Source organism: Bacillus sp. 275 (assembly GCF_001999205.1).
Lineage (GTDB): Bacteria > Bacillota > Bacilli > Bacillales > Bacillaceae > Bacillus > Bacillus velezensis.
On the sequence record NZ_CP019626.1, the window covers coordinates 2,944,936 to 2,967,491 of the forward strand.

Here is a 22,556-nt window from a genome sequence, read left to right on the forward strand (position 1 = left end):
CTGTCAGGAGGTTCGCCATATGAGTCTGTTATGGGTCTTTTACCGAGAGCACGTACAAAAGATTCAGCTGTCTGAACTCCCGCCGTCTCAGCCGATTACGATCGGTCCGGATATGAAAGATACAATCACGGTCGGCACACTTCCGTTACGGCAAAACGCCGCAACCCTTTATCGAAAAGAAACAGATCGTTATGATGTTTTCCTGGGAAATAACTGTGCCGGCGAATTGACAATAGGAAATGAAATGCCCTGCCGGATTGAAGAAGAGACGATGCGGCTTCTGCTCACCCCTGACAAAGAAGAATCCTCCGTTTATTTTATCGGCGGGAAGGATGAGATCGTTTTCTCATCAGAAACAGAGGAAGCGGATATATACAAAGAGCCGTCCTCCGCTCAAACAGGGGCTTTTTATCTGCGAAAGTCGGGAGGATGCTGGTCTGTCGTCCCTGATGGCCAGGACGTTTATGTGAACGGAATACTTGCAGAAGCTCCCGAAAGGCTCCGGACGGGAGATGAGCTGCTGTGGAATTTTCTGCGTGTGAGGCTGACGGAGGACGACCTTTTAGAAGTCGTTCATCACGAAAAGCTTCAAACCGGTTTAACCAAAACGGTAAAACCAAGCACCGAAATGAAAAAGAAATACCCGCAATATCGAAGAACGCCGCGCATGGTCTACGATCTTCCAGAAGACCGCGTTTCATTCAGCTTTCCCTCGCAGGAAAGCGAACAGAATAACCGGGGGCTGTGGCTCGTCATTCTGCCTCCTTTGGTCATGCTGGTTGTAATGGGGGTTGTCGCCATTATACAGCCGAGGGGCATATTCATCCTTGTCTCTTTGGCGATGTTTATGATGACTCTCATTACGTCCACCGTGCAGTATTTCCGTGAAAAAAACCAGCGGAAAAAACGGGAGGAAAAACGGGAGCGTGTGTACAAGCAGTATTTGGAAAGCAAACGGAAAGAGCTTCAGATGCTGTCGGAAAAACAGCTGCAAGTGCTGACGCATCATTTTCCCCCGTTTGAAAAAATGAAATATTCAACTTCTGAAATCAGCGGCCGCATTTGGGAGAAATCGCTGGAAAGCAGGGATTTTCTGATGCTTCGACTCGGAACGGGCACGGTCCCGGCAAGCTACGAGATTTCAATGAGCGGCGGAGACCTTGCGAACCGTGATGTGGATGACTTGATGGAGCAGTCGCAGCACATGCAGCGTGTGTATAAAGATATCCGCCATGCGCCCGTGACCGTTGATTTACAAGAAGGGCCGATGGGGCTTGTCGGGAAACCTCAGATCGTCAAAAATGAAATTCACCAGCTGATCGGCCAGCTCGCGTTCTTCAACAGCTACCATGATCTGCGATTTGTCTTTATCTTTCATGAGGACGAATATAAGGAATGGGAATGGATGAAGTGGCTGCCGCAATTTCAGCTGCCTCATATGTACGCGAAAGGATTTATTTACAATGAACAGACCCGCGATCAATTGTTATCGTCCATTTACGAGCTGCTGCGGGAGCGGGATTTGGAAGAAGATAAAGAAAAGAAGATCTTCCAGCCGCATTTTGTCTTTGTCATCACAAATCAGCAGCTGATCGCAGAGCACGTCATTTTAGAATACATCGAAGGCCGGCATGAGCATCTCGGCATCTCGGCAATCATCGCCGCGGAAACGAAGGAAAGCCTGGCGGAAAACATTCACACCCTCGTCCGCTACATTAATGAAGATGAGGGAGACATTCTCATTCAGCAGAAAAAAGCGGTGCAGATCCCGTTTAAGCTGGACAGGCACGAACGGACAAACAACGAGCGGTTTTCCCGGACGCTTCGGACATTGCACCATCAGGTCGGAATGACGAATTCCATTCCTGAAACGGTCTCATTTCTGGAGCTGTTTCATGCGAAGGAAGTAAAAGAAATCGGCATCAGGCAGAAGTGGGAGACAAGTGAGTCTGCAAAATCGCTGGCTGTTCCGATCGGCTATAAAGGAAAAGACGACATCGTCTATTTAAACCTGCATGAAAAAGCGCACGGGCCGCACGGATTGCTGGCGGGAACGACCGGCTCCGGGAAAAGTGAATTTCTGCAAACGTACATCCTGTCATTGGCCGTTCACTTTCACCCGCATGAAGCGGCGTTTTTGCTGATTGACTATAAGGGCGGAGGAATGGCCCAGCCGTTCCGCAAGATGCCGCACCTTCTCGGAACCATCACGAATATTGAAGGAAGCAGAAACTTCAGTATCAGGGCGCTTGCATCCATTAAGAGCGAGCTGAAAAAACGGCAGCGTCTGTTTGATCAATATCGCGTCAATCACATCAATGACTATACAAAGCTGTATAAACAGGGAGAAACGGAGATTCCGATGCCGCACCTGTTTTTGATTTCAGATGAATTCGCCGAGCTGAAAAGCGAAGAGCCTGACTTTATCAGGGAGCTTGTCAGCGCGGCCCGCATCGGACGGAGCCTTGGTGTGCATTTAATTCTCGCCACGCAAAAGCCGGGCGGCATCATTGACGACCAAATATGGAGCAACTCACGCTTTAAGGTCGCGCTGAAAGTGCAGGATGCAAGTGACAGTAAAGAAATCCTGAAAAACAGTGATGCGGCGAATATTACGGTCACCGGACGCGGCTACTTGCAAGTCGGAAATAACGAAGTGTATGAGCAGTTCCAGTCTGCCTGGAGCGGCGCCCCTTACATGGAAGATGTATACGGCACCGAGGATGACATTGCCATCGTTACCGACACCGGCTTAATCCCGCTGTCTGAGGTGGATGCGGATGATGCGGCGAAAAAAGACGCCCCGGCAGAAATAGAAGCCGTAGTCGAAGAAATCGAGCGGATTCAAAATGAAATGGGCATTGAAAAGCTGCCGAGCCCGTGGCTTCCGCCGCTTGCCGAACGTATCCCGCGCACGCTTTACCCTGCGCAGGAAAAAGACCGCTTCTTCATCGCCTGCGTGGATGAGCCTGATCAGCAAAGACAGGCGCCTCTCGCTTATACGATGATGGATGACGGTAACATCGGCATTTTCGGCTCATCCGGCTACGGCAAGTCAGTGGCTGCCATCACCTTTCTGATGAACTTCGCGGAAGGATACACGCCGGAAGAGCTTCATATGTACATCTTTGATTTCGGAAACGGCACGCTTCTGCCATTGGCAAAGCTTCCGCACACCGCAGACTATTTCTTAATGGATCAAATGAGAAAGATCGAAAAATTCATGATCCGCATCAAGGAAGAAATCGAGCGGCGGAAACGGCTGTTCAGAGAAAAAGAAGTCAGCCATATCAAAATGTACAATTCGCTCAGTGAAGAAGAGCTGCCGTTTATATTTATCACAATTGACAATTTCGACATCGTAAAAGATGAAATGCATGAATTAGAAACGGAATTTATCCAGATTTCACGCGACGGGCAAAGCTTAGGCATTTACTTCCTGCTGACTGCAACGAGGGTAAACGCCGTCCGCCAGTCGCTGTTAAACAACATAAAAACGAAAGTCGTCCATTATTTAATGGATCAGTCAGAAGGATACTCCATTTACGGGCGTCCGCCGTTCAGTCTCGAACCGATCCCGGGCCGCGTGATGATCCAAAAAGAAGAACTGTTTTTCGCGCAAATGTTTCTTCCGGCTGAAGCGGAAAATGACCTCGAGATGTTCCAGGCGCTGAAAGCCGATGTCAAAGCATTAGCTGAGCGCCACGCCGGAACAGCCGGCCCAGACCCGATTCCGATGCTTCCGGATAGGCTGACGGCCGGCGAATTTTCACTCCGTCTCGGCCCGGATCAAGAACCGTTCCGCATTCCTGTCGGGCTTCATGAGGAAAAGGTCAGCCCTGTGTACTTTGATCTGGGCAAAAATAAGCATTGCCTTATCTTAGGCCAGACACAGCGGGGAAAAACAAATATCCTGAAAGTGATGCTGAATCACCTGCTGCGTGAAGGTACGGAACAGGTCGGGCTGTTTGACTCGATTGACCGCGGACTGTCGCAGTATGCGCAGGAAACAAAAGTCAGCTATCTGGACACAAAAGAAGACGTCCGGCAGTGGATCGAAACGGCAGAAGCTATTTTCACGGAGCGCGAAGCTCAGTATGCGCAGGCCGTCAAAAATGGCGATGTGCACAAACTCAGTTTCTCTCCGGTCGTGTTAATGGCCGACGGCATTACAAGATTCCAGCAGACGATCGACACCGCCATTCAGGACAAGCTGGCGATGTTTATGAAATCTTACGCGCATGTGGGCTTCAGTTTTATCCCGGCGGGCAATCACAGCGAATTCTCAAAAGGCTATGATTCCTTAACGACGGAAATGAAACAGATCCGCCACGCGATGCTGCTTGTGAAAAAATCCGAACAAAATGTCATTCCGCTGCCTTACCAAAGGCAGGAACCGGACATTCAGCCGGGCTTCGGCTATTTGGTTGAAAACGGGAAAGAGCAAAAAATCCAAATACCTTTATGTTCAGCGGAAAGGGAGGCCGTCAGATGACTGAACAACGAAAAAGCCTGATCAAATTAATAGCCGCGGTCGTCATCATTCTGCTGCTGCCGGTGCTGTTTTTCCGGTTTATCGGCGATGACCCGGGAAAACAAAAAATCAACGCCACCCGCCAAATCGCAGTCGTGAATGAAGACATGGGCTTACAAACAGATGAAAATGAGGAAGAGGAATCCGTCCATTTCGGCAAAGAAGTAGCGGCCGCTCTCGGCGGCCGTCCGGATTATTCATGGACGGTTGTCAACAGGAGCGCGGCTGAAAACGGTCTGGCGGCTAAGAAGTATGACGCCGTCGTTTACATTCCATCCGATTTTTCAAAAGACATCTTAAGCTATGACAAGGAGCGTCCGCAAAAAGCCACGCTGACATTCAATATTCAAAGCAACCTGAACGCCGTCAACAAAGAAAAGGTGCAGCGTGAGCTAGAAGACGCCCAAAAATCAATGAATAAAAAAATGTCGGCATTATATTGGAATTTCGTCTCGCAAAAAGTGAACAATGTCCGAGGCGATTTTGACAAGATCGTCAATAAAGAATCAGAGTTTCAAAACGTCATGTACAACTTTTACAAGCCGAGCTCCAATGACTTGGCAGGTGAAATCAAACGGCAAAAAGACCTGATTGACGAACTGAAAAAATCAATGAATGAAGCGCAGGGCGCGGCAAAAGAAAAATTGACTTCGGCAGATGAAGCCAAAACCACGCTTAAAGACTTTGCCGACACGGTCGAGCGCTATAAACAATATCAAGAAAATCAGAAAAAACTGCTGATGGCCGCGCAGGAACAAAACCAAAAGCAAATCACAACCGGACTGAATGCCATTAAAGCACAGCAGGCCGCCAACCAGTTCAGCACGATGATGAGCGGGCTGTCTTCAGGCATAAACCGGGCGCAGACACAGCTTGACCAGACGGGATCGGCTCTTCTTGCCGCTCAACAGGTGAGAGAAGCGCAGGTTCCTGATCAGGAACACGGGATGGCGAATATTCAATCCAATTTACTGGACAATTATTTGACTCAATATAAAGCTCAAGCAAGATTTGAAACACTGAACAGTATCCAAACCCTTATGAAAAGGGATCGGCCGGCATTAACCGTTCCGGAAAAGGACCCGGGTGATGACGGCTCGGATGAACCGAAAGAAGAAGAAAAACCGGAAGAAGAAAAACCGGAAGAAGAAAAACCCGGCGATCTGAAAATGGACCTTGACGATCAGCGTGACGAATTAAAACGCATCTCCGCTGAAATCAATCACATTTCTGACGGATTAAAAGAACCGGAAAAAGAAAAACCGGAACCGGAAAACCCGGGCCAAGGCGATGACGGTGAAAACTCCGGCGATACCGATCCGGATAACGGAACGAATCCCGGAGAAGACGGAAAAACGGAAGACGGCACAAAAGAAGAGCAGCCTGCTTCCGATAACACAGGCGATCAGGAGCCAAAAACCGTCCAGACCGCGACAGCCGCTAAAAACGTCACTCCGCCTGCTGATGAGCCGGCGGACGATCCAAACGATTCTGAAGGGGACGGCGGCACGGACATATCTGAGGCGAAAGAAAGGCTGAACCAAGCCGCAGAGCGCATTCAGCAAATTGAAAAAGAGCTGGAAGAGAAACAGCAGACTCATAATGAAGAACTGAAAAAACGTCTCGATGCTCTTGATGAAGAAATCCAAGGCCTTCAAGACCAGATTGATGACGTCAAAAAACGTGCAAAGAAAAAGCTAGAGGAATTGAAAGAAACGAGAAAACAAGACTTCAATACCGTTTACAGATTGATTGTAAGAACAGAACAGAACATTTTGAACTACCCGTCATTGGATAGCGGCCGAAAATCTGCTCTTGAACAGATATTTGCCGCTGACATCAATACAAAAGAAATATCCGATTTAATGAGTTACTATAATGATTTATCCCTGTATGAGGCGACACTCTATCACTCTCTTGACGCGGGCTCGCTGCCTGATGTGAAAAACCGGGTGCTGAAAGCCCAGCAAGGCGAAGTCCAAACCGTTCTCGCCATCAAACCGGAAGAAACGGCAAGCTGGGAAAATCTGAAAAACAATAAAATGCAGACAGATGAAGACATCAGCAATTTCATTAAAGGCATGACCGAATTCTCGGATAACTACAGCTCGTATATCAGAGATGAACAAGCCGGAGTGCTCGATGAGCTCGCCAGCATTTCAGACAGCGCGGCGAAAGCATCCGATCAGCTGGCTGAAGGCGCCGTGCAGGAAGCGGCCGCGTTCAGCGGAGACGGATTAACCGGAACGATGGCGCTCGGCGCTCAGGATACCGTCGGCCGCGAAGTCCTGCAAATGTCTGACACGATGGGCCATCTGTCAGAACGCCAGTCCGGCATCATCAGCTATACCGACAATATGCAGCAAAGCGTAAATGACGTCCAGCATAAAGCGGACACCCTGAACAGCAACTGGGGCAAAAACGTCGATTCCACGAAATTGATCAGAAATGACGTGTACGGCATTTTAGGGAACGCGCTCGTTGACGGACAGGAAAACGGCTACGTTTACGATTATCTCGCCAACCCGCTTAAAATCAGCGGAGAGGTGCCGGAAGACCGGGTTCAGAATGTTCCGCCGGTCGTCATTTTGGTAATCGTTCTGATCAGCAGTCTTCTGATCGGCTATTTCAGCTCGTATTATCAGCAGGCGCCGCTTCTTGTCAAAGGCGCGCTCTTTGGGATTTTAAACATTATGGTCGGATTGATGATCAGTCTGTTCGGTCTGAATATCTACTCGCTTCCGGACGATCAGACCATTAAATGGTCAGTCTTTACGATTCTCTTGCTTGCGGCGAGTTCAGCTTTTATCCGGGCAGCCTTTGTCTTTGGCTCAATCACCGGATGGATTGCATCATCCGCGCTCATTCTCTTTTATGTGGCGCCTTTGATCGACCTGATTATGCCGAACTTCACCTTTGACAGTCCGGTTTCGAAAGTCTATATCGATATTCAATACGGAACGGGCCATCTGTTTGCGATGGGGGTAACGGTTCTTGCGATCATTACGCTGATTGCGGCGGCGCTTCCGCTCGTCATTCGGCTGTTTGCGGAAAAAACGGAGGAAAGTGATCAGTCTTATGAGGCGTAACACGTTCATGGAAAAAGGATTGCTGCTGTTTGCTCTCTCCTTTTTCCTTTTCCTTCCCCAAGCCGCAGCCGCGAATGAGGAAAATACTGATGTCAAGCCGAATGAATATGAAAAGAAAGACATTGAAATTCGTACGGATTACCTGCACGACGATGCCTACTCCGAGGAAAAAACGGCGCTTCCGAAAGAACAGAAGGATATTACCTTTGATCAGCCGGCCGAAAACCCGGATGACAAACTGATATCAAAATTGTTTACATCGTCAGACACGGAGCCGAATACGATCAAAGCGCAATCGAAAAAACTGGGTATCACATTTGCCGAGCCTGCGGTGCGGCATACCTCGGCAGATATGGAAACGGAGGAGAAAAAGACTTCTTATCTGCTGCCTGTCATTTATGCCGTCTTGATCCTCCTCGGGATTGCGGCGATGATCTATTTGATCCCGAAAGTCACGGCGCAGGAAAAGGCAAAGCGGTAAACGGATCGCTTGTGTTTGCGGGAAGACAGCCCGTAAAATAAGAAAAAAAGGAGGAGTTTCATGCAGTTTTTTCTTATAACAGGCGCGTCAAAAGGCTTGGGCCGGGCGCTGACGGAACAGGCGCTGCAAGAAGGAGCCGAAGTCGCCGCGCTTTCAAGAACGATAAGCGGGGAAAAGCGTGAGGGGCTGACAGAATACAGTGTTGATTTAACCGATCTGGCAGATACAGAGCGGCAGATGAAGGCGATTCTTGATCAAGCAGAGGAGAAGGGGTACTCCGCCGTCACACTGATCAACAATGCCGGCATGGTGGAACCGATCAAGCGGGCGAAAGAGGCTTCCGCAGAAGAATTGAACCGCCATTACACCCTTAATCTGACGGCGCCCGTTTTGCTCAGCCAAATGTTCACAAAGCGTTTCGAAGCGTTCAGCGGCAGCAAAACAATTGTCAACATCACATCGGGCGCGGCGAAAAATCCTTATAAAGGCTGGAGCGCGTATTGCAGCTCAAAAGCGGGGCTTGATATGTTTACGAGAACATTCGGGTTTGAACAGGAAGATGAAGAGCTGCCGGTCCGCATGATCTCATTCTCGCCGGGAGTGATGGATACAGACATGCAGGCCGTCATCCGTTCTTCGTCAAAAGAAGATTTCCATGACATCGAGCGGTTCCGCAATCTGAAAGAAACGAAAAACCTCAGAAGCCCGGAATACATCGCCGGCGTCATTCACTCACTGATCGCGGGTGAGCCGGAAAACGGACGGATATACGATATCAAAGAATTTTTGTAGAGCAGCTTTTACGCTGCTCTTTTTTGTTTGTACAATCACTTCGGGGTCCGGCGGCATATGATGAATGAAACAACGTATAAGGGGTATAAGAAATGTATCAGATGAATTGAGTTTCTTCTCGATTTATGTTAGGATTCTAAAAATATAAATAAGGAGGGGTTTCCATGAGAAATGTAACGTTAATGGATGTCTTCACCCATCCAATCGCACAAAAGTATTTACAGCGTTCCGGTGTCGCCCATGCGATCGCCTGCGCGTTTCATGCATACCGTCTTGCCGTAAAAGCAGGTGTCAGCCCGGATCTTGCGGCGAAAGCGGCTTTACTGCATGACGTCGGCCATTATGAATGGTACACAGACGGCAAATGGGATTATGAAAAGTACAGAAGAAACGATATCCATGCCATTAAAGGCGCGGAACGGGCGCATAAGCTGCTCATCCGGCTCGGTGAAGAACCAAAAGCGGCGAAGGACATTGCGCTGGCGATTCTGCTTCACACCGATTCCTATCTGCCTGAAGGCGAACTGGACAAGAATACGCTCCAGCAAATCGTGAAACAAGCAGATGAACTCGATGAAGAACCCGGCGGGCATCACCATTACCGCCAAATGGATCACACGGCCGCGCTCAAACAAATCCAAAAGCTTGATCAGTTAATTGACCAAGCCCAATATCCCATAAGAAGCTCAGTCTAGGCCACTCATGCGGCCTTTTCCGCTTACATAACTCCGCATGCTCACTAACACCTTTTCCGCTCCGATAGACGTACTGTGTCAAAGCCTTTGTCCGCTGCATATGCTGAAGGAAAACATAGTAAAGGGGATCAGCGAAAATGGCCCATCAAGGAAGCCCGCAAATCGTCTCGTTAGTGGACCCTTACGTTTATCAGACCATCCATAAACTTATCGGCTCAAGGTTTATCATTCAAACCGTCAGACGCATTGTCAGAGGACGGCTGATTGATGCCACTCCGGATCACATCGCCATTGAAGAAACGCATGACCGTGTATTTTATATCAGAAACCGCCATGTGGTTTCCGTCATGCCTGATTATACCGAACGCGTGTAACAGCACGAATAAGGCGCAAACCGGAGGCGGCCCTATAGAACCCCGGTGCGTCTTCTTTTTTGAGATACATAGATGCACGGCGGCTTTTTTTGGTACAATCACAGTACAAGTTCACATGACAATAGGAGGAAACCGCTTGTTGAAATCAAAGGTCCATTTTTGGACGCTGCAAATTTTGCTCGTTTTGCTCATTATTTACGTATCAACGAAAGTTTCGTTTATTTTTCAGCCGTTTTTCGGTTTTATCACCACGCTGTTTTTTCCGATTTTGATCTCGGGCATTTTGTTTTTCATTTTTAATCCGATCGTACGCCTGCTTGAGAAAAAAATCCCCCGGACATTGGCGATCCTGCTCATTTATCTCGTTTTCATCGGCCTGATTGCCTTTATGTTCACCGCCATCGGACCGATTGTGGCTTCCCAGGTCACGGGGCTGATTAACAATTTCCCTGATTACATTCATCAGATTCAAGTCTTGACGGCGCAATTATCCCATTCCAAATGGTTTACGTGGATGATGACGCAGGATTATGTGTCGATAGAAAAAATCCAGCAGTCTCTGACGGGATTTTTACAAAGCCTTCCGCAAAATATTACGGCAAGCCTGTCGGCCGTGTTCGGCGTCGTTACGAATATCACGCTTGTCGTGATCACCGTTCCGTTCATTTTGTTTTATATGCTGAAGGACGGCCGGCGGTTTCCGCTCTTGGCGGTTAAAATCCTGCCTACTTCCTACCGGGCGGAAGGTCGGAAAATATTTAATGACTTATATGTCACATTGGCCGCCTATTTCCAAGGCCAGCTGCTGATTTGTCTCTTTGTCGGAACGGCATGCTTTATCGGATATTGGATCATCGGCCTGCAGTATGCGTTAATTCTCGGGATGGTGATCGCCGTCACCAATATCATTCCGTACCTGGGGCCGTTTCTCGGGGCGGCGCCCGCGGTGATTATCGCGTTTATGGATTCGCCGGCTAAGGCGCTGTTTGCCGTTATTGTTGTCGTTGTCGTCCAGCAGCTTGACGGGAACCTGCTTTCTCCGCTTGTCATCGGGAAACGGCTGAATACCCACCCGCTCACCATTATTCTTCTGCTTATCGGAGCGGGCAGTTTCGGCGGCATTCTCGCAATGATTCTGGCCGTGCCGGTTTACGCGGTTTTAAAAGCTTTTGTCTTAAATATCGTCCGGCTTATCAAACTTCGTCAGCGGTCAAAGCTCGAAGACAGCCGCAAGCCGAAATAAAAACGGGCACAACTCCCGATGCAGCGCATAAAATGCTGTAAAGAAAAGCGGAGGTGTGGGTATGCCTGCAATTGTGGGACCGATTTATATTATGAGTTTAGCCGGAGACGCTGCGGCGAGCTTCGGTGACGTGTTTGCCATTTCTCCCAAAGCCGTTGACCACTCAGGCGCGGGGGCAGGGGCGTTTCATTCCGGAGATTTTGTCAAAGTCACTAATAAATTCAGCAAAACGCGCTTTGAAGACATCGATGTGTTTGACGAACCTGATTGGTTTAACGCGTGACAGCCTCCTTTTAGGAGGCTGTCGCTTTTTTGTAGTATAATAGAATCAGTCTTTATAAAAGGGGAATTTTTTATGAAAATCAGAAAAGCGAATATTACCGTGCAGTCCGGAATGATCGGTGATGTATATCTGCATGAAAATAAAAAAGAACAGCATACCCTTGTAGCCGTTCCGGAACTTGAGTGGAGCACGATCATTTCCTATGAGGAAGAGAAAAAGGCGCTGGCGCAGCGGCTTTTACAATCATTCAGCAAGCTGATTGAAGAAGAACCCGCCGGAGAGCTCGCCGGCAAGATCTCCCATTGGGTGGCTGAAATGTAACGAAGCGGTTTACCGCGTCCCGTCCGGGGAGATAATTGTAAAACAAGCTGAGGAGGGACAGGCCGATGAGCGACAAAACGGTTGACCTTTATTTACAGCAGGGGATGTACGGCCCTCTGCAGACGAAACCGGATGAACGCCATTTATTTTTAGGCTCGCTGCGTGAAAGAGTCATCATTGCCCTGACGAAGGGGCAGGTGCTGCAAAAGCAGCCGTATGAAGAAGTGAAACAGGCGCTGAAAAGCCGAAAAGACGCGGTGCTCTATATAAACGGAAGGCTCCCGTATCATGCTTATTCGCCATATATGAAGCTTGCCGCACTTGCCGGTGTCCGAAGCTCCGTCATATCGGATCTTCAATTCGAAACGCCGCTCGGCCTGGTTTTTGCCGCCGATTATGCCGTGAACCTTGACGGCATTTACGTACAGGATGACATTTTTCAGCGCTCACTCCTGAAATCTTAAAAGGGCAAAACACCGTTTGTCATTTTACAATGCCAATTCACTTACAAGTGGAGATAGGATATAATGGTTTTCATATGAATGGCGGGGAGGCCGGCTATGAAAAAAGCATTTATATGCATTGATTATACGAATGATTTTGCAGCAGAGAACGGGGCATTAACCTGCGGAGAACCCGCGAGACAGATTGAAGATACGATTGTCAGTTTGACGCAAGCATTTATAGAAAACGGTGATTACGTTGTCTTTGCGGTTGATTCGCATGATGCAGACGATGACTTTCATCCCGAGACACGCCTGTTTCCTCCGCATAATATCAACGGCACGGAGGGCAAAGAGCTGTACGGAAGGCTATCGCCTCTTTATGAGAAACATAAACACGCAAAAAACGTAAATTATATGGAAAAAACGAGATATTCTGCTTTTGCGGGAACGGATTTAGAGCTGAAACTGCGGGAACGGCAGATCACTGAGCTGCATCTTGCGGGCCTGTGCACGGACATCTGCGTTCTTCACACGGCGGTTGACGCCTACAACAAGGGCTTTCAGATCGTCATTCATCAAAACGCTGTGGCCAGCTTTAATCCGGAAGGGCATGAATGGGCCCTGTCCCATTTTAAGAACAGCATCGGAGCGCAAGTGGCAGAGTAAGGAAGGGGAAAACAATTTTGGTGGAGCATGGTTTTAAAGACGACAGTTTGTCTTTACATACAGATCTTTATCAAATAAATATGGCCGAAACGTACTGGAGAGACGGCATTCATGAGAAAAAAGCGATTTTTGAGCTTTTTTTCAGAAAGCTTCCCTTTGAAAACGGCTATGCGGTATTTGCGGGCTTAGAAAAAGCAATCGAATACTTGGAGAACTTCAAATTTACCGACAGCGATCTGAATTATTTAAAAACGGAATTGCACTATGCTGATGATTTCATTGAGTATTTACGGGATCTTTCTTTTACCGGATCTCTTTACAGCATGAAAGAAGGCGAGCTCGTTTTTAACAACGAACCGATTATGCGGGTCGAAGCGCCCCTGATCGAAGCCCAGCTGATTGAGACGGCTCTGCTTAACATTGTGAATTACCAAACATTAATCGCCACGAAAGCGGCCCGCATTAAAGGCGTTGTCGGTGACGAAGACGCCCTCGAATTCGGAACGCGGCGCGCCCATGAAATGGATGCGGCCATGTGGGGAGCGAGAGCGGCTTTGATCGGCGGCTTCAGCGCGACGAGTAATGTAAGAGCCGGAAAGCGTTTTAATATACCGGTATCCGGCACGCACGCTCATGCGCTCGTACAAGCGTACCGCGATGAATATACGGCATTTAAGAAATATGCGGAGACCCACAAAGACTGCGTGTTTCTCGTAGATACGTACGATACGATCCGTTCAGGCATGCCGAATGCGATTAAAGTCGCAAAGGAATTCGGCGACCGGATCAACTTCATCGGCATCCGCCTGGACAGCGGGGACTTGGCGTACCTGTCAAAAAAAGCGCGTGAAATGCTTGATGAAGCGGGTTTCACAGACGCAAAGGTCATTGCTTCAAGCGATCTTGACGAGCACACGATATTAAATCTGAAATCCCAAGGAGCGAAAATCGATACGTGGGGCATCGGCACGAAGCTGATTACCGCATACGATCAGCCGGCTCTCGGCGCGGTTTACAAGCTTGTCGCCATTGAAGAGGACGGCAAACTGACCGACACCATTAAAATTTCGTCAAACCCTGAAAAAGTGACAACGCCGGGAAGAAAGAGAGTATACCGGATTATCAACAAGCTGAATCACCACTCGGAAGGTGATTATATCGCGCTTTATGACGAGCGGGTAAATGATCAGAAACGCTTAAAAATGTTCCATCCCGTCCACACGTTCGTCAGCAAATTCGTCACTGATTTCTATGCGAAAGACCTGCATGAGCCGATCTTTGAAAACGGCGTTTTATGCTATGATAATCCCGAAATTACCGACATCCAGCAATACGTGCAGGATAACCTCAAACTTCTGTGGGAGGAATACAAACGGATCAGCAAGCCGGAAGAATATCCGGTCGATTTAAGCGAAGACTGCTGGAGCAACAAGATGCAGCGGATTCATGAAATCAAAAGCAAGCTGAAACGGGAACTTGAATAGAAGACAAAGCGGCCTTTCCTTTCTCTGGAAAGGCCTTTTTGTTGTGATAATATTTTTCACATTTAGACAAATTTCGTCAAGTTATTTGATATACTTATGTTCGAAGGCCGCATCTAAGGGGGTAAATGAATGAAGGTGTTTGTTGCGAGACAGCCTATCTTCAACAGAAACGAACAGGTTGTTGCTTATGAACTTCTTTACCGGGAGAGCGAAGAGAACCGTTATTCGGCCGCTGATGGAGATAAAGCTACGACGGATCTCATTATTAACAGCTTTATCAACATCGGAATCGAAAAGCTGACTGAGGGGAAACGCTGCTTTGTGAATTTTACAGAAAGCCTGATGTTTTCAGATCTCCCTACCTCCTTTGATCCTGACCAGCTTATTATCGAAATTCTTGAGGACATACCGATCACTCCGGCACTCATCTCAAGATGCAGACAGCTGAAGAAATTAGGATATACATTAGCACTTGATGATTTTTACGCCATCAATCCGGAAAATGAAGAGTTAGTGGAACAGCTGATGAAATATATTGATATTTTAAAAATCGACTTTTTGCAATCCTCGCGTCTGGAGCGCAAAAAAATCATTCAGACGTACAGCTGTAAAAGTCTGATTTATTTAGCGGAGAAAGTGGAGACGAGAAAAGATTATAAACAGGCGGCCATAGACGGCTTTCACCTGTTTCAAGGATATTTTTTCAGTGAACCGCGTGTCATCAGCGGAAATGATCTGACGTTTCATTTTCATTCTTACTACCAGCTTTTAAGCGAATTAAACAATGACCAGCCCAATATACAGCGCGTGACGGAATACATAGAGCGGGACGTCAGCTTATCGTATCAGATTCTGCGTTTTTTAAACGGATCGCAAACAAGGCTGAAAAAAAAGATAGACAGCATCCAGCAGGCCATCATGATGCTTGGGCTGAATGAGATTAAGCGCTTGATTTACATTCTTTCATTCAGAGATTTAACGGCGAAAAGCCATTCAAGCCAAAAAGAAATCATTAAGATTTCCTTAATCAGGGCCAAACTGTGCGAACTGCTGGCGAAAAGAACCGGAAGGCCCCAGCCCTCTTCTTACATGCTGATCGGCATGTTTTCGCTCATCGATACGCTTCTCCACCGGGAGCTGGAGGATATCATCAAAGAACTGCCTTTAATCGATGAAGTCGGACAGGCGCTGCTCGGTTATGAAAACGATTATTATAAGATGCTCGCGTTCGTCAAAGCCATTGAATGCAACAACTGGGACTGTGACGAGTGGGGAAAAGAACTGAACAAAGAAGAAGCGTATGAATGTTACTTACAGGCGATCGAATGGTGCCGGCAGCTGATCGTGGATTGAGCCGCTTTAAGCCGACCACCTGAGGGCGATGATAAACCGGCTTTGCTCTCTGATCAGACTGACACGGATGCCGTCGGGATTATACGTCACGTCAAAGTCATTTTTGATGCCGGTCTGCTTAATGAGCCGCTTGACCGCTGCGGTGTCAGATGATTGCGCTGCGGTGAGAATGCGGCGCGCAAGCTCTTTTGACGCCGACAGCCGCGCAAGGAGCAGGCGCGCATCCTCCAGCATGCCCGCAGCCTCTTTTGCGGACGCTGTCAAAATATCTGCGTGAACCGGGGCACTGGGCGCAGGATGCCGGTATGGCGCGGCGAAAACAGGACAGCATGGATACACATAATGCATACGGCGGCCTCCTTCCTGAGAAAACATTCGTTATAGAGTATAGGCGGCATGATAACGAGTTATGACATGCAAAAAGACCACAATGCGGGGGTTGCGGTCTTTTCGGTGTTTGTCGGTGGTTATGCGACGCTGTTCGCCCATTCTGTTTTGAAATTGCGACGGCAGGGACTATAGTCCTTGCCGGTTTGTCGGAAAACCGTTAAAAAAACAGCAGAACCGCCAGATTGGTCTGCTTCATCCTAAACGTCTGCCTTTCTGGTAGTTATATAGTCCTGTTCGCTAAATGCTCCATTCGGGACTATAGAATTACCACGGTTTGCGGTGTCACGCAGATACTTTTACACATACTTTTCGGTGAAAAATCCCGCAAAAACGTTTACACTATTAGTAACAGATCAAATACCTAGGACTCGTTCACCATACACAATTCATTGATCTTTCAAAAAAAGGAGTGTGGAAACGGTGGAAAACAAATTAGAAGAAGTAAAGCAATTATTATTCCGACTTGAAAATGATATCAGAGAAACAACCGACTCATTACGAAACATTAACAAAAGCATTGATCAGCTCGATAAATTCTCATATGCAATGAAAATTTCTTAAAAAGACTTGGAAACAAGTCTTTTTTTTGTGCATTTTTTATCCATTTCATGGATAAAGTATTATACGATTGTTAAAAAACGAAAAACCTGCTGTCTTTCATCACCTGCATTTAGTAAAATAGAATGGGAGGGTGAAGACAATTATTGAGCAAATGTGTTTAGATGCCGAAACGATTAAAGAGAAGATGAAGGAAATTGTAAATACTAATCTTTACAATTCGGATTTGATCAGTCTGCTGTACTCTTTCATTGAAACAAAAGAATCCTTCTTTTTTGGAAACCTGGCATATCAGCATTACATAGCATTTAACGGAGCAAATTTCAAAGAAATAGAGATGCTGGCTGCAGGTATTGAGTTGTTAATCTTATCATTTGATATTTTAGATGACCATGAAGATGAGGATAATGGAAGTGCTCTTTGGATGAAAATAGACCGCTCAGTATCGTTAAATGCCTCAACAACTCTCTATACGATTAGTATACAATTCATTAATTCTCTTTGTACAGTTTCTGACTTTTCTCGGTTAGCTTTAAATTATGCAATAGAGGCAATGCAAGGGCAGCATGATGACCTAAAGAATTCGGCTGAAACGGAAGAAGAATGTCTCGCAATGATAAAACATAAATCAGGTTCACTTATTGCGATGCCATGTGTTTTAGGAACTATGCTTGCATGCGGAGAGTATAACAAAACTGTTGAGAATTATTCCTATTGGTTGGGAATCGTGAAACAAATAGAGAATGATTATTACGGACTGTTTAATATTGAACGCAGTGATATTAACAAAAATAGAAATAATTTAGTTTTATTATACTTAAAACGTAAATTTAATCCGATGTCAGTATCAATCCTCAATATAATGAATTCAAAAAGGGAGTATCAATTATTGCTTTCTGATATAAACTTATTTAAACAAAAACTTTGGGAGGCCGGAGTGACTCAATATGTTTCGATTATGATCAGATTATATGAGGATAAAATAATGACGGAATTAAATAAACTCAATATTAAACTTGAATTTTTCAACTATAAATCATTGAATGAGGGCGCACCATTATGAACCAAGACATCGTAAATTTTTTAATGAAGAATCCAGAGGTTGTAGAAAAACTCGGGATGGGAGAAGTGAGCTTAATAAGTATTCCAGACTCGCTTATTCCTGATATTATTAAAATTTTTAACAATAAATTCAAAATAGGGAATGATGATCCTGCTTGGCGTACTTAAAAAACAAGTGAACCATGTTATTTTGAAGAAGTTTTTAAAGTTTTTTTCGGTTGCCTTATTATTGTTTAGTATTTTCTATTTTACTTTAGTAGTTTATTATACTCAAAATGGAATAATTATAGGTACCAATGTAGTTAAAGTTTCTAATCAAGAACTGAAAGTTGTTGATATGACAAGATCCTCCTATGGAAGATTAATGGGGTTGGAAATTGGAGACAAAATTGTTGAAATAAATGGACATAAACCAAATAAAGAAAACATTTATGGCTCTTACTTAGCTAAAGTTAGACAATTAAAAGTTGAACGTAATGATAAATTAATTAAGTTAGATAACTTTGAATTTATCTATTTAGATAGCCCGTACAGTTTCTTTTCATATATTGTACCAGGTATTTTTTATTTACTGAGTTTAATATGTATTTTTTACATCTTTAGAGTTAATTTGAAGAAAGACAGCATATCAGCATATATTCTGATTTGTTTTTTGCTATGTATATCTATTGCTTATTTAAGTGCCGGAGGAGTGACAAGGGGATACTCTGTAAATCGTTATATTAATCTTTATACATTTTTAGCAGTGCCTGTTTTGTATCTTAACTTCCTTCATCAATATTTTAAAGAATTAAACGTGAAATTTTCACGAGGGATTTATATTTTAATTTTGTATAATTTACCTTTAGTGAACATCATATGTGAACTATTTGAAAAGCATATAAAGTATGATGTGATTACAAGCCTTAATCTCTTAACTTTTTTATTTGAAATGATGGTGGTTTATGTATGTCTTATACTTTATCAAATTAAGCATAGAAAGAAAGATTTTGCTTATTTGTTAAAAGTATTATTAGTATCTAATACCATTGCATTCTTACCTTTTACTTTATTATATATTGTTCCTCTTGTGATCTTTGGACAATATGTTTATAGTGCGGTAATCACTGCACCTTTTCTTTTGCTTATACCGTTAGCACTGGTATATCAATTTGTTGTTAATAAAATTTATAATATTGATTTTTTGTTGGGACGCTTGAGGTATTATTGTTTGTTGGCGGTTATCCCATCAATTGGTATCGTTTGGGTTTTCGTTGTGTTTATGAATAAAAATAGAGATTTTAATACTTTTCAAATCACCTTGTTTGTTTTTCTGATTATGCTTTCTGTTTTTTATTTTAAAGAAGTGCTGGACTATAAGTTCCGCTTAAAGCGTTTCTCAGAAAAGTATAATTATCAAGACAGTATTTTTAAATACACACAATTGATTAAAAGTGTGTCAGTCTTGAACCAAGTTTTCACACATCTTAAAGCGACAATTTTAGATGTTTTGCCAGTAAGCAAAGCTTATATTTTTGAAATTAGTTCTGGCGGAGAAATTGTGTATTTTGACAAACAAAGTACAGAACCAAATTGGTATCCCTATAAAGACAAATTTGAAAAGGTCAATTCGGAAATCGGCAAAATCATTGAGATTAATCAAGGGTTCCTCATGAAAATTGGCGAGAGAGGAACAAGTTCTTATGTTTTGCTTTGTTTATCAAGCATAAATACACCAAGACTTACAATGGATGAGACTTCATGGCTGAAGACGTTATCATTTTATACCAGTGTATCGATGGAAAATGTTCTGCAAATTGAGGAACTTATGGATCACCTCCAAAATCTAAAACAACAAGGCTCAAACCCGGTCTGGCTCAAAAAGCTGATGTTTACGATCGAGGAAAAGCAGCGTTCGGATTTGGCCCGTGATCTGCATGATTCGGTGCTGCAGGATTTAATTTCTTTGAAGCGCCAGTGTGAGCTGTTTCTGGCCGATTTTAAGAAAGAGGAGCCTTGCCAGTTAGAGGTGCAGGACAAGCTTCATCAGATGAATGAGCAGATGTCGGATGTCATTTTGATGACCCGGGAGACGTGCCATGAGCTGCGTCCTCAGCTGCTGTATGATTTGGGTCTGGTCAAGGCGGTATCCAAGCTTGCCGCGCAGCAGCAGGAGCGTGCGCCGTTTCATATCCGTCTGAATACGGGCCGGTTTACGGCGGCTCTGGATTTGGATACGCAGCTGAATTTGTACCGCATCATTCAGGAATTTCTTTCGAACGCCATGAAGCATTCACAGGCGAATGAGGTGCTGATTATGCTGATCAGCATTCAAAATAAAGTGATTCTGCATTATGAAGATGACGGTGTCGGATGCAATCAGGAAGAAGGCGGCGGGCAGTCGATGAGCATGGGTCTTTCGGGTATTAAGGAGCGCGTCCGGGCGCTTGACGGACGGATGAAAATCGACACAAGTGAAGGAAACGGTTTTAAAGTAGATATTGAAATGGAATTGTAACCAATTTATCACCAAATCGACTTGGCAGAAGCCAAGTCTTTTTAATAAAATGGAAATGAGTGAGTAAAAGGGAGGAAACCATGAAAAAGATACTAGTGATTGATGATCATCCGGCTGTCATGGAGGGCACCAAGACGATTCTGGAAACGGACACGAATCTTTCTGTCGATTGCCTCAGTCCTGACGCCAGTGAACAATTCGTTCTCCGGCATGATTTTTCAGCTTACGATCTCATATTAATGGATTTAAATCTGGGTGATGACATCAGCGGCATAGAGCTTTCCAAGAAAATCTTAAAAGAGAATCCTCTCTGTAAAATCATTGTCTACACAGGCTATGAGGTTGAAGATTATTTTGAAGAATCCATCCGCGCGGGCCTGCATGGCGCCATCAGCAAAACCGAATCTAAAGAGAAAATCATGCAATACATATATCACGTGCTCAACGGACAGATTTTAGTTGATTTCTCCTATTTCAAACAGCTGATGACCCAGCAAAAAACAAAAACGTCTTCTTCCCCTCAAAGTGAGCAGGATCGGTTAACCCCGAGAGAGCGCCATATTCTCCAAGAGGTCGAAAAAGGTTTGACCAATCAGGAAATCGCAGATGCGCTTCACTTAAGCAAGCGGTCGATTGAATACAGCCTGACATCCATTTTTAACAAGCTGAATGTCGGCTCCCGAACTGAAGCGGTGCTGATCGCCAAGTCAGACAACGTACTATAAATCTTGAAGGGAGAATGACCTATGAATCTGAACAATACATTGCTCGGCGCACTCGGTATTGAAATCACTGAAAACACGCCGGAGAGATGCGTAGCGGTGATGCCGGTGGATAAGAGGACGGTGCAGCCTTTCGGATATCTGCATGGTGGCGCGTCAGCAGCGCTGGCGGAGACTGTTGCAAGTGTCGGGGCCCAGCATTTTATCGACCGGTCGAACCAGGCGTGTGTCGGGCTTGAGATTAATGCCAATCATTTGAAATCCGTGAAAGAGGGCGGGACGGTCACGGCGATTGCGAAACCCGTTCACACAGGCAGGGCAACCATTGTGTACGGGATTAACATTTTCGATGAACGGGAAAGGCTGATCTGTATTTCTCGCTGCACGCTGGCTGTTATAACAAAATAAACAAACAGCCGGAACCCTGAATCGTCCGGCTGTTTGTTTTTACAAATATGAATCTTCTTTACGTTTGATCACAAAGTTTCTGATCCCTTTGTAATCATCCTGAACGCTTCTTTTATCAAGCGCCGCTCCCGAATTGTACGCGGCCCTGCATATGAGGTGCGCTCCGACCGGCGCCGTCAGCAGGATAAAAATGATGCCGAGCAGTATTTTTACAGAAATTTCTCCGGTCAGCATCCACAAGTAGCCTAACACCCCGAGCAATACCAAATTAACGCCGAGTGTCGAGCCTTTTGAAGAGGCGTGGGCGCGCGTATACACATCAGGAAGCCTGAGTGTGCCGAAAGACGCGACCAGGCAGATCAGCGATCCCATCAGAATACAAACGGCGACGGCCCATTTAACGATTTCGATCATTTTCGATAATCTCTCCTTTCTCCAAAAACTTAGCAAAGGCAATCGTGCCGATAAACGATAAAATGCCGAGCAGCAGAATGATGTCCAAAAAGGCCGATGTGTTTAAGAGAATGGATACAAGCGCGGTCATGGCAATCAGATTAATGCCGATCCCATCAAGCGCGACGACCCGGTCCGGTATCGTAGGCCCTTTTATGACGCGAATGACGTACAGAAGAGTCGAAACCGCCATAATGCCGAGTGATAATTGCAGAATAAACGTAAACATCAGCGGCTCACCTCCTGAATGGCTTTCTCAAAAGAGACGCGGATGTCATGGATCGCTTTCTCCGCATCTTCAATGTCCATGGCGTGTATATAGAGAATCGACCGGTCATCGGAGATATCCATCACGAGCGTACCCGGTGTTAAAGTGATTAACAGCGAGAGCAGCGTGATCTCCCAATCCTCCGTCAATTCCGTCTTAAACGCGAAAATGCCCGGGCGGATGTTCAGTTTCGGCGATATAACGGTTTTCAGCACGCTGACATTGGCCAAATATAATTCCTTTATAAAGATCAGCGCCAGTTTGATGACTGACCATATTTTCCAAATATAAAACGGCCGCGAGAAGAAGCGCCGGAAAAAAAACAGCGCCGCCAAGCCCGCGATAAATCCGGTCATAAAACCCGCCGCGCTGAGGCTGTTTGTGAGAAACATCCAGCAAACAGCGAGAAGAACATTTAATAATAGTTGAAAAGCCAT

23 protein-coding genes are annotated in these 22,556 nt (G+C 45.7%); 19 read left to right on the top strand and 4 right to left on the bottom strand.

Translation table 11 applies throughout. From position 1 onward, the window contains the following. The first annotated feature begins 19 nt into the window (after positions 1-19). From essC to BZ167_RS14440, 13 genes are all read left to right on the top strand, one after another. Positions 20-4,495 (top strand): type VII secretion protein EssC, encoded by a 4,476-nt coding sequence (gene essC / locus BZ167_RS14380; RefSeq protein ID WP_061047113.1) that lies wholly within the window; start codon positions 20-22, stop codon positions 4,493-4,495. Next, positions 4,492-7,623, top strand: coding sequence for a type VII secretion protein EsaA (esaA, locus tag BZ167_RS14385; RefSeq protein WP_077392122.1), 3,132 nt, complete (start codon positions 4,492-4,494; stop codon positions 7,621-7,623). Before essC ends, esaA begins: the two co-directional genes overlap by 4 nt. A gap of 7 nt (positions 7,624-7,630) precedes the next feature. Then, the gene (gene essA / locus BZ167_RS14390) at positions 7,631-8,104 is read left to right on the top strand and encodes a type VII secretion protein EssA (protein ID WP_015418112.1); all 474 of its coding nucleotides are present in this window, start codon (positions 7,631-7,633) and stop codon (positions 8,102-8,104) included. A 60-nt stretch (positions 8,105-8,164) separates the two neighbouring features. Then, complete coding sequence (locus BZ167_RS14395) at positions 8,165-8,896, top strand: (S)-benzoin forming benzil reductase (RefSeq protein ID WP_032867179.1); 732 nt, start codon at positions 8,165-8,167, stop codon at positions 8,894-8,896. A gap of 164 nt (positions 8,897-9,060) precedes the next feature. Beyond that, on the top strand, positions 9,061-9,591 hold the full coding sequence (locus BZ167_RS14400) for an HD domain-containing protein (protein ID WP_007613450.1): 531 nt from the start codon (positions 9,061-9,063) through the stop codon (positions 9,589-9,591). A 137-nt stretch (positions 9,592-9,728) separates the two neighbouring features. Then, entirely contained in the window at positions 9,729-9,965 is a 237-nt protein-coding gene (locus BZ167_RS14405) for a DUF2642 domain-containing protein (protein ID WP_003152023.1), read from the top strand. Between the two features lie 136 nt (positions 9,966-10,101). Continuing rightward, on the top strand, positions 10,102-11,208 hold the full coding sequence (locus tag BZ167_RS14410; protein ID WP_015418110.1) for an AI-2E family transporter: 1,107 nt from the start codon (positions 10,102-10,104) through the stop codon (positions 11,206-11,208). Between the two features lie 61 nt (positions 11,209-11,269). Then, positions 11,270-11,491 carry a spore germination protein gene (locus tag BZ167_RS14415; protein ID WP_007408682.1) on the top strand — a complete coding sequence of 74 codons (222 nt, stop codon included), beginning with the start codon at positions 11,270-11,272 and terminating at the stop codon, positions 11,489-11,491. Between the two features lie 72 nt (positions 11,492-11,563). Then, positions 11,564-11,812, top strand: coding sequence for a YueH family protein (locus BZ167_RS14420; RefSeq protein ID WP_003152028.1), 249 nt, complete (start codon positions 11,564-11,566; stop codon positions 11,810-11,812). Between the two features lie 65 nt (positions 11,813-11,877). After that, positions 11,878-12,276 (top strand): YueI family protein, encoded by a 399-nt coding sequence (locus BZ167_RS14425; protein ID WP_003152031.1) that lies wholly within the window; start codon positions 11,878-11,880, stop codon positions 12,274-12,276. Between the two features lie 96 nt (positions 12,277-12,372). After that, positions 12,373-12,924, top strand: coding sequence for a cysteine hydrolase family protein (locus tag BZ167_RS14430; protein ID WP_003152033.1), 552 nt, complete (start codon positions 12,373-12,375; stop codon positions 12,922-12,924). A 17-nt stretch (positions 12,925-12,941) separates the two neighbouring features. Continuing rightward, positions 12,942-14,408 carry a nicotinate phosphoribosyltransferase gene (locus BZ167_RS14435; RefSeq protein ID WP_015418109.1) on the top strand — a complete coding sequence of 489 codons (1,467 nt, stop codon included), beginning with the start codon at positions 12,942-12,944 and terminating at the stop codon, positions 14,406-14,408. A 129-nt stretch (positions 14,409-14,537) separates the two neighbouring features. Further along, positions 14,538-15,761: an EAL and HDOD domain-containing protein gene (locus BZ167_RS14440; protein ID WP_007408678.1), complete on the top strand. Its 1,224-nt coding sequence runs from the start codon at positions 14,538-14,540 to the stop codon at positions 15,759-15,761. A 6-nt stretch (positions 15,762-15,767) separates the two neighbouring features. On the opposite strand, the gene BZ167_RS14445 is transcribed toward BZ167_RS14440, so the two are convergent. Next, complete coding sequence (locus BZ167_RS14445) at positions 15,768-16,109, bottom strand: YuzC family spore coat inner layer protein (protein WP_015418107.1); 342 nt, start codon at positions 16,107-16,109, stop codon at positions 15,768-15,770. 462 nt (positions 16,110-16,571) lie between these two features. Between BZ167_RS14445 and degQ the strand changes: the two genes are divergently transcribed. The 6 genes from degQ (at position 16,572) to BZ167_RS14480 (ending at position 21,398) form a co-directional block, all read left to right on the top strand. Beyond that, complete coding sequence (gene degQ / locus BZ167_RS14455; protein ID WP_003152043.1) at positions 16,572-16,712, top strand: degradation enzyme regulation protein DegQ; 141 nt, start codon at positions 16,572-16,574, stop codon at positions 16,710-16,712. Positions 16,713-16,842: 130 nt separating this feature from the next. Further along, the gene (locus tag BZ167_RS14460) at positions 16,843-17,772 is read left to right on the top strand and encodes a polyprenyl synthetase family protein (protein WP_224462816.1); all 930 of its coding nucleotides are present in this window, start codon (positions 16,843-16,845) and stop codon (positions 17,770-17,772) included. Continuing rightward, positions 17,769-17,939: a competence pheromone ComX gene (gene comX, locus BZ167_RS14465; protein WP_015418105.1), complete on the top strand. Its 171-nt coding sequence runs from the start codon at positions 17,769-17,771 to the stop codon at positions 17,937-17,939. The genes BZ167_RS14460 and comX overlap by 4 nt, the downstream gene beginning before the upstream one ends. Next, on the top strand, positions 17,917-20,268 hold the full coding sequence (locus tag BZ167_RS14470; RefSeq protein WP_015418104.1) for a sensor histidine kinase: 2,352 nt from the start codon (positions 17,917-17,919) through the stop codon (positions 20,266-20,268). The genes comX and BZ167_RS14470 overlap by 23 nt, the downstream gene beginning before the upstream one ends. Before the next feature lie 80 nt (positions 20,269-20,348). Then, positions 20,349-20,993 (top strand): two-component system response regulator ComA, encoded by a 645-nt coding sequence (locus tag BZ167_RS14475; protein ID WP_003152052.1) that lies wholly within the window; start codon positions 20,349-20,351, stop codon positions 20,991-20,993. 21 nt (positions 20,994-21,014) lie between these two features. Beyond that, on the top strand, positions 21,015-21,398 hold the full coding sequence (locus tag BZ167_RS14480) for a hotdog fold thioesterase (RefSeq protein WP_061860832.1): 384 nt from the start codon (positions 21,015-21,017) through the stop codon (positions 21,396-21,398). Between the two features lie 39 nt (positions 21,399-21,437). Here BZ167_RS14480 and mnhG read toward each other — a convergent pair whose 3' ends face one another. The 3 genes from mnhG to BZ167_RS14495 are packed head-to-tail and all read right to left on the bottom strand — an operon-like array spanning position 21,438 to position 22,556. After that, a complete protein-coding gene (gene mnhG / locus BZ167_RS14485) occupies positions 21,438-21,812 on the bottom strand; it encodes a monovalent cation/H(+) antiporter subunit G (protein WP_003152056.1) in 375 nt (124 codons plus the stop codon). After that, positions 21,796-22,080 carry a Na(+)/H(+) antiporter subunit F1 gene (locus BZ167_RS14490; RefSeq protein ID WP_012118311.1) on the bottom strand — a complete coding sequence of 95 codons (285 nt, stop codon included), beginning with the start codon at positions 22,078-22,080 and terminating at the stop codon, positions 21,796-21,798. Before BZ167_RS14490 ends, mnhG begins: the two co-directional genes overlap by 17 nt. Then, positions 22,080-22,556 carry a Na+/H+ antiporter subunit E gene (locus BZ167_RS14495; protein ID WP_007408672.1) on the bottom strand — a complete coding sequence of 159 codons (477 nt, stop codon included), beginning with the start codon at positions 22,554-22,556 and terminating at the stop codon, positions 22,080-22,082. Before BZ167_RS14495 ends, BZ167_RS14490 begins: the two co-directional genes overlap by 1 nt.

Excerpts from the sequence above, each read along its gene's own strand:
- BZ167_RS14420 (WP_003152028.1), top strand. The coding sequence starts at position 11,564 with ATGAAAATCAGAAAAGCGAATATTACCGTGCAGTCCGGAATGATCGGT.
- BZ167_RS14495 (WP_007408672.1), bottom strand. The coding sequence starts at position 22,556 with ATGGCTTTTCAACTATTATTAAATGTTCTTCTCGCTGTTTGCTGGATG.
- BZ167_RS14430 (WP_003152033.1), top strand. The coding sequence starts at position 12,373 with ATGAAAAAAGCATTTATATGCATTGATTATACGAATGATTTTGCAGCA.
- BZ167_RS14405 (WP_003152023.1), top strand. The coding sequence starts at position 9,729 with ATGGCCCATCAAGGAAGCCCGCAAATCGTCTCGTTAGTGGACCCTTAC.
- BZ167_RS14470 (WP_015418104.1), top strand. The coding sequence starts at position 17,917 with ATGATCCTGCTTGGCGTACTTAAAAAACAAGTGAACCATGTTATTTTG.
- BZ167_RS14440 (WP_007408678.1), top strand. The coding sequence starts at position 14,538 with ATGAAGGTGTTTGTTGCGAGACAGCCTATCTTCAACAGAAACGAACAG.
- BZ167_RS14425 (WP_003152031.1), top strand. The coding sequence starts at position 11,878 with ATGAGCGACAAAACGGTTGACCTTTATTTACAGCAGGGGATGTACGGC.
- BZ167_RS14400 (WP_007613450.1), top strand. The coding sequence starts at position 9,061 with ATGAGAAATGTAACGTTAATGGATGTCTTCACCCATCCAATCGCACAA.
- BZ167_RS14480 (WP_061860832.1), top strand. The coding sequence starts at position 21,015 with ATGAATCTGAACAATACATTGCTCGGCGCACTCGGTATTGAAATCACT.
- essA (WP_015418112.1), top strand. The coding sequence starts at position 7,631 with ATGGAAAAAGGATTGCTGCTGTTTGCTCTCTCCTTTTTCCTTTTCCTT.
- BZ167_RS14475 (WP_003152052.1), top strand. The coding sequence starts at position 20,349 with ATGAAAAAGATACTAGTGATTGATGATCATCCGGCTGTCATGGAGGGC.
- essC (WP_061047113.1), top strand. The coding sequence starts at position 20 with ATGAGTCTGTTATGGGTCTTTTACCGAGAGCACGTACAAAAGATTCAG.
- BZ167_RS14490 (WP_012118311.1), bottom strand. The coding sequence starts at position 22,080 with ATGTTTACGTTTATTCTGCAATTATCACTCGGCATTATGGCGGTTTCG.
- BZ167_RS14445 (WP_015418107.1), bottom strand. The coding sequence starts at position 16,109 with ATGCATTATGTGTATCCATGCTGTCCTGTTTTCGCCGCGCCATACCGG.
- mnhG (WP_003152056.1), bottom strand. The coding sequence starts at position 21,812 with ATGATCGAAATCGTTAAATGGGCCGTCGCCGTTTGTATTCTGATGGGA.
- esaA (WP_077392122.1), top strand. The coding sequence starts at position 4,492 with ATGACTGAACAACGAAAAAGCCTGATCAAATTAATAGCCGCGGTCGTC.
- BZ167_RS14415 (WP_007408682.1), top strand. The coding sequence starts at position 11,270 with ATGCCTGCAATTGTGGGACCGATTTATATTATGAGTTTAGCCGGAGAC.
- BZ167_RS14395 (WP_032867179.1), top strand. The coding sequence starts at position 8,165 with ATGCAGTTTTTTCTTATAACAGGCGCGTCAAAAGGCTTGGGCCGGGCG.
- comX (WP_015418105.1), top strand. The coding sequence starts at position 17,769 with ATGAACCAAGACATCGTAAATTTTTTAATGAAGAATCCAGAGGTTGTA.